13 protein-coding genes are annotated in these 16,530 nt (G+C 41.0%); 1 reads left to right on the forward strand and 12 read right to left on the reverse strand.

Features of this window, described 5'->3' with window-relative positions; translation table 11 throughout:
* Window positions 1-143: 143 nt before the first annotated feature.
* The 3 genes from AC5JL8_RS26795 to AC5JL8_RS26805 are packed head-to-tail and all read right to left on the reverse strand — an operon-like array spanning window position 144 to window position 4,170.
* On the reverse strand, window positions 144-2,522 hold the full coding sequence (locus AC5JL8_RS26795; RefSeq protein WP_495882725.1) for a CHASE2 domain-containing protein: 2,379 nt from the start codon (window positions 2,520-2,522) through the stop codon (window positions 144-146).
* Between the two features lie 26 nt (window positions 2,523-2,548).
* Window positions 2,549-3,469, reverse strand: coding sequence for a DUF1822 family protein (locus tag AC5JL8_RS26800; RefSeq protein ID WP_495882726.1), 921 nt, complete (start codon window positions 3,467-3,469; stop codon window positions 2,549-2,551).
* A 53-nt stretch (window positions 3,470-3,522) separates the two neighbouring features.
* The gene (locus AC5JL8_RS26805) at window positions 3,523-4,170 is read right to left on the reverse strand and encodes a sigma-70 family RNA polymerase sigma factor (protein WP_495882727.1); all 648 of its coding nucleotides are present in this window, start codon (window positions 4,168-4,170) and stop codon (window positions 3,523-3,525) included.
* Window positions 4,171-4,550: 380 nt separating this feature from the next.
* Here AC5JL8_RS26805 and AC5JL8_RS26810 point away from each other — a divergent pair, with 380 nt between their 5' ends.
* Window positions 4,551-5,387 carry a dihydrofolate reductase family protein gene (locus tag AC5JL8_RS26810; protein WP_495882728.1) on the forward strand — a complete coding sequence of 279 codons (837 nt, stop codon included), beginning with the start codon at window positions 4,551-4,553 and terminating at the stop codon, window positions 5,385-5,387.
* Between the two features lie 285 nt (window positions 5,388-5,672).
* Here the strand turns inward: AC5JL8_RS26810 and AC5JL8_RS26815 are convergent, their stop codons facing one another.
* From AC5JL8_RS26815 to AC5JL8_RS26855, 9 genes are all read right to left on the reverse strand, one after another.
* The gene (locus AC5JL8_RS26815; protein WP_495882729.1) at window positions 5,673-6,764 is read right to left on the reverse strand and encodes a CgeB family protein; all 1,092 of its coding nucleotides are present in this window, start codon (window positions 6,762-6,764) and stop codon (window positions 5,673-5,675) included.
* Between the two features lie 104 nt (window positions 6,765-6,868).
* Window positions 6,869-7,957, reverse strand: a complete 1,089-nt coding sequence (locus tag AC5JL8_RS26820) for a CgeB family protein (protein ID WP_495882730.1) — start codon at window positions 7,955-7,957, stop codon at window positions 6,869-6,871.
* A gap of 184 nt (window positions 7,958-8,141) precedes the next feature.
* Window positions 8,142-9,236, reverse strand: coding sequence for a CgeB family protein (locus AC5JL8_RS26825; protein ID WP_495882731.1), 1,095 nt, complete (start codon window positions 9,234-9,236; stop codon window positions 8,142-8,144).
* Window positions 9,237-9,541: 305 nt separating this feature from the next.
* The gene (locus AC5JL8_RS26830; RefSeq protein WP_495882732.1) at window positions 9,542-10,642 is read right to left on the reverse strand and encodes a glycosyltransferase family 4 protein; all 1,101 of its coding nucleotides are present in this window, start codon (window positions 10,640-10,642) and stop codon (window positions 9,542-9,544) included.
* 3 nt (window positions 10,643-10,645) lie between these two features.
* Window positions 10,646-11,938 carry a TIGR04295 family B12-binding domain-containing radical SAM protein gene (locus tag AC5JL8_RS26835; protein WP_495882733.1) on the reverse strand — a complete coding sequence of 431 codons (1,293 nt, stop codon included), beginning with the start codon at window positions 11,936-11,938 and terminating at the stop codon, window positions 10,646-10,648.
* 180 nt (window positions 11,939-12,118) lie between these two features.
* Window positions 12,119-14,191 (reverse strand): GDP-mannose 4,6-dehydratase, encoded by a 2,073-nt coding sequence (locus tag AC5JL8_RS26840; protein WP_495882734.1) that lies wholly within the window; start codon window positions 14,189-14,191, stop codon window positions 12,119-12,121.
* Between the two features lie 99 nt (window positions 14,192-14,290).
* Window positions 14,291-15,406: an NAD-dependent epimerase/dehydratase family protein gene (locus AC5JL8_RS26845; RefSeq protein ID WP_495882735.1), complete on the reverse strand. Its 1,116-nt coding sequence runs from the start codon at window positions 15,404-15,406 to the stop codon at window positions 14,291-14,293.
* A 427-nt stretch (window positions 15,407-15,833) separates the two neighbouring features.
* A complete protein-coding gene (locus tag AC5JL8_RS26850) occupies window positions 15,834-16,091 on the reverse strand; it encodes a hypothetical protein (protein WP_495882736.1) in 258 nt (85 codons plus the stop codon).
* Between the two features lie 172 nt (window positions 16,092-16,263).
* Window positions 16,264-16,413, reverse strand: a complete 150-nt coding sequence (locus tag AC5JL8_RS26855) for a hypothetical protein (protein ID WP_495882737.1) — start codon at window positions 16,411-16,413, stop codon at window positions 16,264-16,266.
* Between the last annotated feature and the right edge of the window lie 117 nt (window positions 16,414-16,530).

Genomic DNA, 16,530 nt, shown 5'->3' on the forward strand with positions numbered 1-16,530 from the left:
GAAACAAATACTTTTAAAGATTTTTATTTCGCTCAGAATGACAAAATATATGTTTGACTGGAAATTGGCATAATCTTTTGTACTATTATTAACATCATAACCACTGCATAAGGACATGACGAATTTAATAGATAAAAAGTTGCCTAAGAAAGTTGGCGATTCTGAATACCTTTAGATACAACGACTGCTTGAGCAGCTACCAACGCTAATGCTGCGGGAATCAATGGTATCCACCCTGCTTGTGTAAAAATGCCATAACAAATCCCAAACAGCGCCAATAGCATTATTACTCCAGCAAGTCCAAGATATAGTGGTTGCCGAATAAACCATGCTAGAGTTCCTCCCATTAATGACCAACCCCATACCCATAGCGCTTCAACCCAGGTAGGCCACCACCAAAGTAGAGGTCGATGATTTAAAACAGCACTGATAATTTGGCTGATCATGTGCGCCTGTACGAACACCCCTGGTATTTGCTTTTGATTAGTTAGCGCTTTAGCGCTGTAGGGGGTTTTCCAATAATCGGTAGTACTAGGGGCTGTAACACCAATAAGAATAATACGATCCTTAAGTAACTTTACTAATTCAGGATTGATCTGCTCGTTAAGGACATCTCTAAGAGGTACTTGTTGAGCAATGTTTTGCAAAGATCGAAGCGAACGATAATTGAGCAGGATTTGGTAACCTTTTGCATCTACTCCTTGATAACCGCTGGTATAAGCTTTTAATTGCTTAAATATGGCAGTACCAATCTGCAAGTTACCTTCTGGGGTAAAATCTGACTTGATACCTTTTGCTTCTAAATAATGAAGCGCAAGCTGGAGACTAAAGGCATATTCCGCAGCACAGTCAGATGTCACAGGAGGAGTCAAATGTAAAAGCTGCCGGCGGGCAATGTCATTATCGTCTGCTACAAAATCACTAAAGCTAAGACGTTCTTTGGGAACTTCTGGAGGAGGAGGAGTACCATCCGGAGCGCCATCTTCAGCAGCAGAAACTTTGCATACTGCATAAAGGCGTTTATCTGTATGTAAACGAGTTGCTAAATCTGCATAGTTGGGATCTACAGAAAAATCACGATAGATATCTAATCCAATAGCTCTTGGTTGGTACTGATCCAGTTTTTTCAATAGTTGTGCAAGTGCTTGGTCTGACAGAGACCATCGCATATTCATCTTCATTCGGTTTTGATACTGGATATCTGCTTCATCAACAGTAACTATCAAAAAACGTGAATCTGATTGTTCTTCTGGGCGCAGCCCCATGAGGTAGTCAAAAGCCCTTAATTCTGATGCCTGCAATAGACCAAGCGCTCTGGTTCCCATGAATAAACTGGTAATAATCAAACTTGACAACAGCACTACCTGAACGCTACGCCATTCAAACTGGCGTTGAGTTCTGTAATTTTTTGGTGGCAGTCCTTCTGTTTTTAATTCCGGCGAGAGCAGTTGGTTCCAAGTTGGTGGCACTACTGCTGGATTTTGGCAGAGTACGGGTAACCAAGTAGCACAAGGATATTCATCCTCAATGCCATGCAACCTTTCCCTTGATTCTCGGACTGCTAAGTAAAGAGATTCTCCTGTTGAAAATTTCCTCAGAAAATTTTTTAAGAATTCTTGTGCTACCAAATCTTGCACTGGCTCGCGCATAACAATAATTTGTGGGATGTGCAAATCTTCTAATTGATGCGCTAATCCCAAGCCATCACAAGAATTGAAAATAGCTAACTGTAAGCCTCTACCAATAGCTTTCTTAAGGGCATATTTTAACTCCTCAATTGTTAAGCAATCGGTTTCATTAATGTAGATTTGACCACTTCTACCATCGTCTTGACTGGAACTATGACCAGCGAAAAATAAGATATCCCAGTCCTGTTCCCATAGTTGCTGATTCAACTGGCAACGTTGTGGCTCTACCAGAAAAGTTATTTTTGCATTTGGTAATTTTTCTAGGATCTCTCGATCTTTCTCGACAAGAATCCCTTCACTATTTCCTAGAATAGCTAAGATTTTTACTTTCTCTTTAACAGCGGCTATCTTTGGTTTTGGCAAGTTTTCGTACTCTGGAGCGCTCAACGCGGCTTCGGCTTGAGAATAATCCTCAAAGAACTCCCATAGCTGCCAGGGGAGCCGTCGTAACCAGATATCGTCAGTTTTAAACAGTACCCGTACCGTATCATCAGATTTTAGTTGTTTAAGTAATTTCTCCTTAACTGGACGAAATGACTGGCAGTTGAGCCAGCTATTCATCTGTTCGCTTAAATTTTCACCTAATTGGCGGCAGTTGTTAATTTGCTCGATACGAGAACTCCCAATACTAATACTTATAGGCGTGATGCGAAAATTTTCCAAGCTGCGGTAGGTTGTCTGCCAAAGGTCATAGTGTGTAATTATTTCTGGCTTTGGCGTCAGGTAGCCTCGAATTTCTGTGGTAGCGCGATCTCCTTCTGCCCCAATCTCCAGCGTGACTTTTACACCATCGCTTAAGTTACCATCTAGCTTTAAGACAACCAACTTTTGCATGGTCAACAACCAATGAATGCATCTGCTTAAACTATAAAGTTCTCAGTAATATTAGTATCCCCTAGTTCTAACCTAACGCTAAAGCGTTCTCCAATTTGAGCATTAAACTCTAGTGTTACATGAGCATTGCTACTTTTAGCATGAGCTTCCATAACAGCAACTCCCTTGAAATCTAGCACTTTCACAATTAGATTTTCAGGTAAGTAGGTTTGTACACCAGTGGGCTGCACCTGCAATTTGAGTTGGATTTCTACCGAGTTTTTTGGGGTTAGGGTAACAATCAGCGCTACCGATTGACCTGGCAATTGTATTCCCAAGTCAACTAGCTTACCTCGCGTAACTCTGCTTTTGTAACGAAAAGCTTGTTGTGGTACTTTTGGAGATAAAATTTCTTCAATTGACTGCCAACCTACCTCAAAAATATTTTGCAACCACTGACTTAAGTTGACTTCGCTTTGGTTACGTTCAAGGTGATCTAAGTGTGCAAGTAAATCGTCAATGCTTTGCAGTTGATTAATGGATACCTCACCAGATTTCACTGTTTTAGTAAAACCCACCAGAGTTGCTTTTTGACGCTCTGTGTCTAGCTCAACTGCAACTACACCGATTCTATCGTCCGGCACTTCTGGTGGAATGTAACAAATCTCTTCACCAGACTTGAGGGGGCGACATTCTAAGTAGCCCAATTTAGTCAACTTCAAGTCTGCAACATCACCATAAAGCCGCATAGCCTGATCCCAACTGTCACTACCTTTTAAGTCAGTAGCAATGTCCATCATTTCCATGTAGTCATTTACAACACATACAGCCAGGGTATTGAGATAAACCTGCTTTTTCTTTTCTCTTGTCGGCTGTTGCTGGGCAAATTGACGTGCTACTCTCAGCGCTGTCTGCGTGATAGACACCGGAATCGATTTTTCTGTTATATTCTCAGTCCTATAAATCATAATGGTTTCCCTTGTTCTAAATATTCCTTCTTTGAGTTATCTGTGCTTGAATATCAAAATTCGTGATATCCCTGTTTGAGTGCAAAATTTCGTAACCGCGGCAGACATTCGCGTTTATAAAAATTGGGTGCGGTTGATGGGGGTAAGTTAAACTCCTGAGCAATGTTTTTCCAAGGGGTTTCTGGAGGTAAGCGTCGCAGAATTAAAATCTGGCAAGTTACCTCAGGACGTCCTTTGACATGAGTACTGGCTAACTCGCCATCTGGATCTGTTGTAGCCCATTGATAAGTTTCTTCTAAAATTGGTGGAATCTCTGGGTCTGCTGGCAGATTTTCAATGGTGTTTGTTATTTCCTCAATTTCTAACGTGGAGCTAGAAACATTTTTAGCTTGATTCTTCGCTTCCCAAGTGCGAAAATCTTGCAATCGCCACTTCAGGCAATTGTCGAGCCAAGTGATTACGCTACAACGCTCTGGATTATATTGCTCTGGATTGCGGCAGAAATACAACCAAGTTTGTTGCAGAGCATCGTTATAGTAAGGTGTGTTCTCCTTCCATAGTTTGCCCGATTTCATCACAACTCTAACTATCTCACTAAGTTTTTGTCGCCGCATCAGACTCCTCGCTGGATACGAACAGGCTTCGGCAACGAGTTGAGATAGTTGTTGATTGAGATCATGTACAGTATGCATCTTTATCATCAACAATCTCCTTTGTGAACACTTACAAAAGTATTCTGGAGATCCCCCTGGCTAGTTGAAGTCCCAACAATCGAATTCATAACTTGATGTTTAATGTCTCAATAAGTAGGGTCTACTACCTAGTTATCAAACTCAATTTCAAATTTTTCGCAGAAATTATTAAAAATATTGCTGACTCGTATTCGACTGGCACGCTTGTTTAGTCTTCTGGGCTATCGATGCAATTTTATGCGATCGCACATCAAAAACAGTCAATATATTGCCTCTAGAATTGAGCATTTTTTTGCACAATATCCTGTAAACCCAATTGTGTAAGGGTTAACCCTTAGGGAGATCAAAGACATAAAATGCCTTGTTGCAATCAAAAGTACCAACTGTCATTGCGAGCGAAACAAAGTGGAGCAAAGCAACCTCCCCTAACGAAAGATTACTACAACAGAACGCAACTTGGTATGAGCAGTATTGAGCTAGACTCCCAACAGCAGCAGGAAGTGTGGCAACTTTCAGTACAAGAAGCTGGTGGTAAATTGCCAACTGGTAGAATCGTCAAAGACGTAGTGCAAAGGATAATGGAGCGAACCAAAGCCCCCAATCCCTACCGTGTCAGGGAAGTGTGCCAAATCATCGCCAAAGGTGTAAACGAGTGTTTTAGGATTAGAGATTCAAGAGTAAGAAATTGCGCTATTGCTTCTGTTATGACCCAGATTATTTACCAAGTTGCTGTCAGCATTGATGGCTATATTGCTGCTGCCGATGGCAGTGTAGACTGGCTGAGTGCTTTTCAAATAGAGGACAATGACTACGGCTATGCCCAGTTTTATGCCTCGATAGATGCCCTGTTGATGGGAAGCCGCACCTACGAACAGGTGATTGGATTTGGAGAGTGGGCTTATCCTGGTAAACCATGTTGGGTTGTCTCTAGGCGATCGCTTAAGGTTGAGCAACCAGAAGTCAGACTAACCTCTAACAGTCCAGGTGAAATTATTGCGGAACTACAGGCACAGAAGTTAAATCGGGTTTGGCTAGTGGGTGGTGGTCAACTGGCTGCATCTTTTCGGGCACAGGGGCTAATTTCAGAATACATGATTGCTGTGATTCCAATGATTTTGGGTGCTGGAATCCCACTGTTTGGCTCGCCTGGTTTACAGGAACACTTGAACTTGGTTGAATGCAAACCCTTCCCTCAAGGAGTCGTTTTGTTACGGTATCTCCGATAGAAGTATGGCGAAAGTTCCAGATAAAGGCTATCGGGGGCAAGCCGACTGACTTCTGGCTGGAACACGGAAGTTTGCTTGTGATGCACCCCGGTTGTCAGGCTACTCATCTGCATCAGGTTCCGAAGACTATACTGAATTTTATTTGTCAACTTGAGCAATATTGATACAGCCACTTCACTCGTAAGAAGTTAGAATAAAGGGTATTTTGTCAATCACCTAAAATACTCAAAATAGTTTGAATAAAAATGATAATTTTGAGGTGAGGGGAAAGAGGGCGATAGTTTATTACTGTTTAGCAAGTAACTGTAAGACGTAGCTTTCCAATTCTATGGCACGATGGGCAGCAGTATGAGATGTTAGAACACGCTGACGGGCGCGATCGCCTATAGCAATGCGTTCGGTTTCTGATATTTCTTGTAAATAGCGCAGAGTATCTTTAGCTGTATAAGAGACAAGAATTTCTGTACCAAACTTAAAAAATGTATCCAGTCCTTCCCAATAATCACTAATAATCGGTGTACCACAAGCAGCAGCTTCAAATAAACGCACACTAGGCGAGTAACCTGCTTGCACCATATCAGTACGAGTTATGTTGAGGGTATATCTTTGAGCATTATAAAATTCTCGATGCTTTGCAGGCGGTAAATGTTCAATCCGCTCAATATTTGCAGGCCATTGAATATCATTAGGATACTGGGGCCCAGCTACAACCATGCGTCCTTGTTGCCAATAACGCGCAGGTTCTAGTAATAACTTTTCTAGTATAGGTTGGCGATCGCTACTATAAGTACCCATATAACCTAAGTCCCATTTCTGGGTGTGAGATTCTGGATAATATAAAGCCGGATCAAAAGAGCAATATAATGGTCTTGCCATTGGCGATCCATACTGCTGCTCAATACGCCCAAGAATTGGCCCACCTGTAAAAGATAAGTACAACTGATAGCGAGGGATTAAATCAAAAGAGAGATATTCTGTATCCCCACGCGATAATTTTGCCAAAGTCACAGGCGTATCAATATCGTAAAAAGCCGTTGCACCTTTAGTCATACTCGTTATCCATTCCCCAACAGCAACGCCTTCGGGTACATAAGAACCGACAATTACTAAATCTGCCGTTTGTATTTCCTTAGTAAATCGTTCTTTGAGGTCTTGCAGATTACTATATAACTCAGTTTGCCCATAGGGAGGACAAGGTAAATCGCGGTTTGCTGCATACCAGGGAACATCTCTTTCCAAAAATAATACCCGATGCCCACGCGCACAAAGTTCACGCATTAGTCCACGATATGTAGTTGCGTGTCCATTACCCCAAGAAGAAGTAATTGATAATCCGAGAATGACGATATTAAAGGAATACTCAAGAGAGCTTTTCATCGTTTATTGTGACTTAAATACTCTTGCAAAAATTAGTTTTTACCTTCGCGTACCTTTGCGTTTACCTCTGCGTTCTTTGCGTTAAAAAATTTGATATTGACGAACTAAAGATAAACAGGCGAGCGCACTGCACCTAATAAAACCTCTAATTGTGCGGCACGATGAGCATAAGTATGTTCTGCTAAAACACGCTGACGTGCTGCTGTACCGATGGAACGGGCGTGTTCTGGTGAAAGCGATCGCAATTTTTCTGCAACTTCCTCACCATTTTGAGCTACCAAAATTTCCTTTTCAGGCTCTAAAAATTGTTCAATACCTTCCCATTTATCTGTTATCAAACAAGCACCAGCACCCGCCGCTTCAAATACCCGCGTTGCTGGAGAAAAACCATAACGCGCCATACTTTCTCTACTAATATTTAATACAGCTAGAGGAGTACAATTAAATGCGTTGTGGTCAGCAGTATAAACATGACTGAGATAGCGTACATTTGCTGGTAAAGATTTATCACCCCAACCGTTTCCACCTAAAATAAATTCTTTATCTGGAAGTGCAGCAGCAGCTTGTAAGAAAAACTCTTCTACCCGCGCCTCTCTATCTGGTAAACGATTACCTAAAAAACCTAAATCAGCCCTGAATTTGGGATCTGGTATAACCCGATGGTGCGTAGATGGATCGAGTGCGTTATATATTGGGACACAAATTTTTGCGCCTAGTGCCTCATAAGCTTTGACTACTGGATCGCCACCACCATAAGTTAAAACTAAATCGTAGCGAGGAATTAAAGGTAAAAAGGGATCGCTAGGATCGGCTTGTACTCTATCGAGTGTTGCGGGTGCATCTACATCCCAAAAAGCTACTAAAGTAGTAGATGATTGTAAGTCTAAAACTGCTTGTTCTAACCAAGTATCAAATACCCCAACTCCACTAGCTTTTACTACTAAATCTGCACATGCGGCTTGTTTTAATGCTGAAGATACGCCTGCTTCATCTGCTGAATAAACAACAACTTTAGCCCAATCTGGATCGGGGATGTCTCGATGTTGTTGTCGTTCATAAGCATCTGGTTCATAAAAGGTTACATGATGTCCGCGATCGTGTAAGGCGCGAATAATGCCTCGGTAATATGTTGCTGCTCCATTCCAGTAGGCGGATACGAGGCTAGAACCAAAAAAAGCGATGTTAAGATTCATAATTGTAAATTTAACCGCAGATAAACGCAGATGTAATCAAGATTTGGCGTTGCTGAGAGGAAATATGAATTTGAATCACGCAGAGGCGCAGAGTCGCAGAGAGTAAGAGTTGAAAAGAGTTGATTTTTGCATTTCATATTCAAATTCAGCAACGCCCAAGATTTTATTGACTCATGTAAGAAGTTTAAAGATTTAGGCTGCTACAGATGTTTAGTAATTCGTCTACCCGATGGCTACAAGTATGGCGAGATTGAATTGTATGTAGTCCATTTGTGACAAGTTCCTGTGCTATTGTTGGGGTTGTTAATACTTCTTTGAGATAGTGTTGCATTTCCTCTCCTGTATGAGCAACTAGAAAATCTTTGCCTGGATTAAATAATTGTTCTATATCTTGCCAAGGTGCAGAAATTAATGGGATACCACAAGCAAGTGCTTCAAATGGTCGAATTGTGGGAATACCTGGAAGGGTAGCTGCATAAGGACGACGGGGTACGTGGACGGTAACGCGGAAGCGGCTAAATACTTCTGGTACTTTGTAGTTGGGCAACCAGCCGCCGTATTCAATACCTGCATCTTTAAGTGCTTGTAGTGCTGAGTCTGGATAACGCACGCCATATATACGTGCTTTCAATCCTAATTTTTTAACTGGTTGGATCAGAAATTCGTGTAATTCGGCTGTACGTTCTTCATCGCCCCAGTTACCAATCCAGACTAAATCGCCTTCTGGTTCTTGTTGTGTATTTACTGGATGAAACACTCGTGTATCTGCGGCTTCATGCCAAGTCCAAGCTTGTTTTGCCCAACCACGCGCTAGATAAATATCGCGGACAACGCCTCCAAATGCGAGAACTCCATCATAATTACTTAGGTCATAAGCTGCCATGCTATCTGGTGCTGTGGCAGAGCGATGGTGGGTATCGTGGAAAAATAGTTTATATTTATCTGAATGCTGACGATGTTTGCCAATTTGTTGTACAAGCTGGTGGTCGTTCCACTCATGCACTAAAACTAAGTCGGCTTCAGCTAAAGCTGTATCTAAATTTAAGGTTTCTAAGTCGTAGCGAATGCTGTTCAGTTGCGGGTAGGTGGAATGGAATTGCGTAAGCGCATTTTCCCCGTGTTCTGCTATTAAATTCTGTAGACTCCAAGCTTCTCTGGGTTCGTAAACTCTTACTTGATGTCTGCGTGAGATCAATTCTGTTGTAATGCCGCGAAGAAAGTGGGCATTGCCGTGATTCCAATCGGATAAGAGTGAGTGGCAAAAAATTACGATTTGCATAGGATTTTAATAACCGCCAAGACGCCAAGAGCGCCAAGAAAGACAAGAAAGAGTAGATATGCGTAATTCCTGTAGTTATTCTTTTAAACCACATCTATTTTGAGAACCATAGTTTTAAAAGTAGTGGGAGCATCTTGCTCCCTGGTGGTAGTAGCGGGCTAGAGAGCCATCACTACTCCAGGTTTCAAAATGGACGAGGTTTAACATTAAATGTTAGTTAATCAATTTAGTTCCTCATAGAAATAATCAAATTCTTCATCTGCGTACATCTGTGTCCTAAAAAATTCATAATTGTTGCGCTCAACTTAATACAATACATTTGTCATCTGCTGTAAAAGGTTACTGTAAGCGGATAAATACTTTGCTGCCATGCTTTGGGAAGTAAATTTTAAGGCGCGATCGCTAGCTTTTTGTGCTAAATTTTGACGATACACTGCATTCGCAATTAAAAAGTTTAAAGCTGCTTGCAAAGCTTCTAAATCATCTGGATGCACAAAAATTGCTGCATCTTGCCAATTTTCTCGTAGGCTTGGAATATCACCTAACACTAAGGCACATCCAGCTAAACCTGCTTCTAATACAGATAAACCAAACGGTTCATAGCGAGCAGGTAATGCATAAATAGCTGCCTTTGTCAACCAAGGAGCTAATTCTTGCGGAGACAAACGACCTAACAAATTAACCTGTGTAGTTGTGATATTTCCACCTTGCGGATGCTGGGTATCTCCCGCAACATAAATGGGACAATTCAGCTGTGGTGCAATTTTTTCTAGTGCTGCTACATTTTTAGCTTCATCCCACAAGCGCCCTACACTGAGGACAAATGCTGACTTTTCTCCTGGTATAAATAGCTTGTTATCTCGACCATTGAGAATTACTTGACTATTAGTAATCACACCATAATGTTGATTAAGTGCAGTCAGCATTGCTTTTGAAGGTGCTACCACCAAATCCGCAGCTTGCAAACCTTGTATTACTGCATGACGGTAGAGTTCCCATTCACTAGGTGCTGCTTCTCCTTTGACTGCTTGCCACCAAGATAAAACACAAGAATGAGCTACGATTAACTTAGGTGTTTTCCAGGGCAAGGATGCGTGAGCATAACCATTGAGATGCACAATATCAGGATGTAATTGTGCCTCAAGTTGTAATAACCACTCACCCGCTTGCTGGACATCCTGCCAAGGATTGGGCATCCATTCTAGTTTAAAGTTGCTTTCAAATAAGGTCAGGTTGGTAATTTGTTTTACCTCGTGACGCTGTTCGCTAGTTAACGGTGCGCCCATTGTTGCGATCGCAACTTCTACACCATATTCTCCCAAAGCTTTTGTCAGTTCAAGTGCGTATGTCCAAACACCGCCGATAGTATCAGCAGTCATTAAAATACGTTGAGGTTTATTCTTCACTCCTCACCTCTTGCTAATTTCTAACTCGCTTAAAGGTACAGGTTGCTGTTCTTGAATATCACTAAACTGGGCGTAAACTTCTAAATAGTGAGCGTGGGCGCGTTCCCAAGCATGGTCATCTGGAAAACCCCATTTTTTTGTGTATTCTGGCGAACCAGGATAAATAAACAAAGGTACAGGTTTATTTGCCCAAACTCCAAATTTTTGCAAATATTCTCGCCACTGTTCAATTGCTTCTGGTGCGTCTACTTTTGATTCCAATAAGTTCGCTTGGACAAATGGTACTCGCTGCTTGGCATAGATTAAGCGATCGCTTAATTGTTGAGTTGATAACTTACAATTTTTATCGAGTAGTTGACGACCTTCTGCTGTAATACTTTCTACTCCTGCTTCAATAGAAACACAACCTGCTGCACCTAAAAGGTCTAACATTTCTTGATTCCACAAATCAATGCGCGTTTGAATGCCAAACTTAATTGGACGTTCTACTAAAGCTTTTAATAACTCCTTATTCGGCAGAAAAATCTCATCAATAAAATAGATATACTCAACACCTTGACCTATAAATCCATCTAATTCTTCTAAAATTACAGATAAAGGACGCTTGCGGTAGTTATTGCGAAAATTTTCTTTAGCGCAGAAAGAACAGTGATAAGGACAACCGCGAGAAACTTCCATTTCTGCGCCTAACCCTGTTGGCACAACATCAAAACGATGATGGTGATGGTGGTGTTTTTTAACTAACTCATCAGCCCAATGTAACGCAGGTAGGCTTGTCATATCACCAACATGGGGACTACCTTGAATGCGTGGCGTATCACCATCCCAATAACAAATAGCAGAAATTTCTTGCCACTGTTTTTTTGTTTTCTGGGCAAATTGCGGCAATATTTCCTCACACTCACCCATAATTACTACATCCACACCTAGTTTTTTTAACGCAGCTTTAGGTGTGGTGGAACCATGAGGGCCAACTGCTATCCAAATACCACCAATTTCATGCAAATAATTTACTACTATTTGAGGGACACGCACCTCCGGTGGCGCACATCGCCAGAATAAATAACTAGGTGCAGTAGTAATTACAGAAAAATCTGGTTGAAAGTTAGTAACCCGCGTTTTTATCTCTTCTAAAGATAGTTGTTCCAGTTGTCCATCTACTAGCAATACCTCATGCCCTGCTTGCTCTAATAAAGCTTTGGCATAACCATACTCTAGTGGTAAATGAGGCTCACGACAACCGAAATAAATACTGCCATCAAAAGCCCAGTTAGGATTAATCAGTGCATATTTCATAAGATATTTGGTAAAAATCAATTATTTTTATGTGTTTATCTGTGTAATACCAATTCTTTATAAACTTGCATTAAATAACTATCTCTCTCTTTCTTTGCGTTCTTTGCGTCCTTTGCGGTTCGTTTCATAAAAATTAAATGCATCTTTACAGAGAATCAGTACAAGACTTATCCCAAAAATCTATACACTTATCCTCCCAACTACGAGTGGTGCAGATATTAAACCCCGCGACTTCAATAACCATTGATAAAGTTGCTGCACACCTTGACGAACATTTACTTGCGGTTTCCAACCAGTAGCCGCCGTGAATTTACTTGTATCAGAAACGTAATAACGTTGATCTCCTGGTCGCCAACAATCAAATTTTACATTTGGTCTATTGCCTTGAATTTTCCCAATTAAATCAATTAATTCTAATAAACTAATAGTATTAGCTGCACCGCCGCCAATATTAAAAGCTTGACCAGATAGTTTGTGAATACAATTTTGGGCTAGTAAAAATGCGTCAACTAAATCTTCTACAAACAACACATCTCGTACTTGCATTCCATCTCCGTATAAGCAAATAGGTTGCCCTTCAATAGCACTAATTAAAAAATGTGCTACCCATCCTTGATCCTCAGTACCAAATTGGTGAGGGCCGTAAATACAACTCATGCGAAAAACTACAGTTGATAAACCAAAGGTGTGAGCGTAGTCCAGCACATATTGATCTGCTGCACCTTTAGAACAACCGTAGGGACTATGAAATGCTAAACTACGCCCTTCGCTAATACCACTATTACGAATTAATTCATCTACTGGTTGATAACGTTTACTATTAAGTTGCAATTTAATATCTTGTAAATCTCCATAAACTTTATTCGTCGATGTAAATACTAAAGGCGGTGGATTTTCCATATTCCGCATTGCTTCGAGTAAATTCAAAGTGCCACGAATATTTACCTCGAAGTCATGTATGGGATTTTTTAAGCTTGTAGTTACCGCTACTTGTGCAGATAAATGAAAAATTTGCTCGGCACATTGAACAGCTTCAGTAATCGCATAGGAATCTCGAATATCTGCAATTTGAATCTGTACGCGATCGCCATGTACTTCGCGCAACCAACGCAAGTTTGCCTCTACACCCGGACGGGAAAGATTATCAAATATTAATACAGTCCGCCCCGAACTTAACAAACGATGCGCTAAGTTAGTACCAATAAATCCAGCCCCACCTGTAATTAATACAGGTCGTTGTTCATGGCATTCTATTGGTGCAGGTTTACCTAGTTCTAAAGCGTTACGTACTGCATCTAAACCAGAATCAGCCCACAAACGGTATAACAACTTGGGCGAACCGTCTGCCCGTTTTAAACCCATGTGATAATGTCTCACATCACAATACAAACCATCTTGTGTAGGCTGATCGGGTTGTAAATCGTATCCTGCATACCAGTAAACTCGTTTTACAGGCGCAGCGATCGCACTTATAAAAGCTTCTAGTTGTGCGTGTTCATCATGCTTCCAAGTAGAAAAACCTGTCTCAGTAATCCACACTTGGGCATCCGCATTAAATTGAGCTAGTACCTCTTGCACTTGCTCAACCTTTACCGCCCATTCTTCCCAATCAAACTCCCAAGTTCCAGGGAAACCATGTATACCAACGGCATCAATATAAGCTAATACACCTTTTTGGCCTATCCGTCGCAACCAGTTAGCATCAGAAGGAGCCATACCAGCAAGTACAGTTTTTTTTCCTCGTTGCTGACTCCAATAAGCCGCCGCGCCGATCATTTCTGCAAAGATGTTCCATTCTGGATCGAGTCGCCAATCCCAATCATTTAAATTATTCGGCTCATTCCACAATTCTACCCATTCAAAGTATTTGCCAAACTTAGTAATCATTAAATCTAAAAAATCGGCAAAATCTTTTGGTTGACGTGGTGGTGCAGATGTCTTCGGCTCAATGCCTAAAGATGGGGGCGTATAATGAAAACAAGGCAGAATATTTACCGATTGAGCTAGTTTAGGAAATAACCAAGCGTACCATTCTTGCCCTTGTGATGTATGCCAATCAGCCCAAGAAAACCCTGTACGTAACTGGGTTACGCCCAATCTTTTCAAATCAGCTAATAACCAATCAACTCGCTCATATTCCCCTGGACGAAACCACTCTAGTACACCCAAAACCGGATTATTTGCTGTTGATGCAGATGCCATTTTTCCTTCAGTATTTAACGTTGAAATATTTGATTTCAACTTTGTCACCATAGAAATTATTCCTTTGTTGTTCTCTGAAGCGTCTTTGTTTAATGATTCAGACGCAAAGACAGCAGATAAACGCAGATATTTTTGAGAGTGTTAATTTACTCATACTGTCAAGCCGCGTACAGCGAGTTCTGCTCTAGCTTCTGGGGTGCGATCGCACGCCACTTGACCCTCTAGCCAGCTTGCTAATTCCACCAAACCCTCGGCTAAAGTTATCTGGGGTTCATAACCTAGAATTTGCCGTGCTTTAGTAATATCTGCAAAACAATGACGAATATCGCCCACACGGTACTTTTCAGTAATTTCTGCTTGGATGTGTTCTTTCCCTAACACAGTCGCCATTTGTTCGGCAATCCCACGAATTGTGTATTGCCTACCACTACCAATATTAAAAACATGGCCTGCTGCTTCTTTTACTTCTAAAGCTAAACGGCAAGCTTTAGCAACATCATAGACACTTACAAAGTCACGCTGTTGATAACCATCCTCATTAATTAGAGGTGGCTTGTTATTGAGAAATCGAGAAGCAAAGATTGCTAAAACGCCAGTATAAGGATTAGACAAAGCTTGACGGGTTCCAAAAACGTTGAAAAATCGTAAACCGACTGTATCAATACCATAAGCTTTGCCAATCATCAAACACATTCGCTCTTGATCGTACTTAGAAAGCGCATAAATAGAAGGCAAAGCAGGTAGTTTGCTTTCTGGTGTAGGTATAGGTTTTAATACTTCTCCTGCTTGATTGCGAACTTCCCAATCTCTTGCTTTAAGTTGTCCTAAGCTACGTTCAATTCCTACAGCTAGATTGCCATCAGCAGTACGATAAAGCCCCTCACCGTATATACTCATGCTAGAAGCGACAATTAATCGCTCTACCTGCTTCTCAATCAATGCTTCTAGTAAAACTGCTGTACCCATATTATTAACACTGGTGTACTGAGCAATTTCATACATACTCTGACCAACACCAACAATTGCTGCTAAGTGATAAACAGCATCAATACCCTTAAGTGCCTGTCGCACTATATCTGAGTCACAAACATCGCCAACTATTAACTCTACTTCTGAGTTTAAATATTCAGGTCGTTTGGCACCGAATCCATGAACTTGAGCTGCCAGATTATCTAGAACGCGGACTCGATATCCTTGTGCCAGTAGTTCATCTGCTAAATGAGAACCAATAAATCCCGCTCCACCTGTAATCAGAATATGTTTCATGCTTTAGCTGTCAAAGGTATTTTGAGATGAATATATTGAATTTTTCACTAATTTTCTCTCTGACAACCAATAAACCTTAAACTCACTTAAAAGTAACTATACTTTAGATATATTTAACCCTAACTATTAGCTATGTATAAATCACATATTTCTTAACAATTATTGAAATAAAGTTAAGTAAATTAAAGCCTAAAAGTATTGATTTAGCGTAGGAAAAAAGCTGGAAAGTTGGCATATAACTGTTAAAGTTACATAAATTAATAATTAATAGACAGAAAAAGAAGGATGTTTTATATAAGTAGAAAATTTAAAATTGTTATTTATCCTACTTATTAAAGTAACATCAAGAACTAAATAAAAATTTAAAAGTGTTCTAAGATAAGAGGATGTTTTAAAAGTAGGAACAACTGCGGGGATGTGTGGCTATTTATTGAAACCGCAACTGAAATACTTTAGCTGCCAAATTGCCAAGATGCTCAGGGGTTTCTCTTGCCAGATATTCAACCTCAGTGCGGTTAAGATTATGGGTTCCTGCACTACACTGACCCAGTAAAATGAAACCATTGTGGAAAACTGGAATTATCTTGAGTGCGCTCGCGTTTGGTGAAGGTTGCGTAGACGCATAGCGGCTTGTCGTAGACATCACAGAGGGATGGTCTAACAATCCTACTGGCTTGTTTATCAACAGCTGCAAGAGTGGGGCTAAGGGAAAAAATACCGTAACAACCGAATGTCATATCATGTCCGTTTAAATAACCGTCATTGCGACCGAAGGGTAGCAATCCCAAAAACTTTGCGATTGCGTCGTTTCATTTCGTTCCACTCGCAATGACATATTCAGGGTGATTTGCCGGACATCATATTAGCACTTGGTTTGACTGGGCACGACGGCAGAGGATTGTGCTGGGGATGTCAGGTGCTAGCCCTGTTTCAAAAACTACCACATGATGCGCCGCAGGTTGTTCAATCGCCAACCGCAACTCATCCAATTGCATTTCTGCAATCATATCAAGTTCGGATAATTAGTTATAATTCCCGCATCTGTGCAAAAACGTAAAAAGCCTTTCTCCCCCTGCACCCTCCTCCCTGCTTTCCTGCGGTCTTAATGATAAGTCTTTAACCGA

It is taken from the genome of Mojavia sp. (genome assembly GCF_059505145.1).

Bases quoted from the DNA above. Each gene is read 5' to 3' on its own strand.
- AC5JL8_RS26795 (WP_495882725.1), bottom strand. From the start codon at position 2,522: ATGCAAAAGTTGGTTGTCTTAAAGCTAGATGGTAACTTAAGCGATGGT.
- AC5JL8_RS26800 (WP_495882726.1), bottom strand. From the start codon at position 3,469: ATGATTTATAGGACTGAGAATATAACAGAAAAATCGATTCCGGTGTCT.
- AC5JL8_RS26805 (WP_495882727.1), bottom strand. From the start codon at position 4,170: ATGATAAAGATGCATACTGTACATGATCTCAATCAACAACTATCTCAA.
- AC5JL8_RS26815 (WP_495882729.1), bottom strand. From the start codon at position 6,764: ATGAAAAGCTCTCTTGAGTATTCCTTTAATATCGTCATTCTCGGATTA.
- AC5JL8_RS26820 (WP_495882730.1), bottom strand. From the start codon at position 7,957: ATGAATCTTAACATCGCTTTTTTTGGTTCTAGCCTCGTATCCGCCTAC.
- AC5JL8_RS26825 (WP_495882731.1), bottom strand. From the start codon at position 9,236: ATGCAAATCGTAATTTTTTGCCACTCACTCTTATCCGATTGGAATCAC.
- AC5JL8_RS26835 (WP_495882733.1), bottom strand. From the start codon at position 11,938: ATGAAATATGCACTGATTAATCCTAACTGGGCTTTTGATGGCAGTATT.
- AC5JL8_RS26840 (WP_495882734.1), bottom strand. From the start codon at position 14,191: ATGGTGACAAAGTTGAAATCAAATATTTCAACGTTAAATACTGAAGGA.
- AC5JL8_RS26845 (WP_495882735.1), bottom strand. From the start codon at position 15,406: ATGAAACATATTCTGATTACAGGTGGAGCGGGATTTATTGGTTCTCAT.
- AC5JL8_RS26855 (WP_495882737.1), bottom strand. From the start codon at position 16,413: ATGATTGCAGAAATGCAATTGGATGAGTTGCGGTTGGCGATTGAACAA.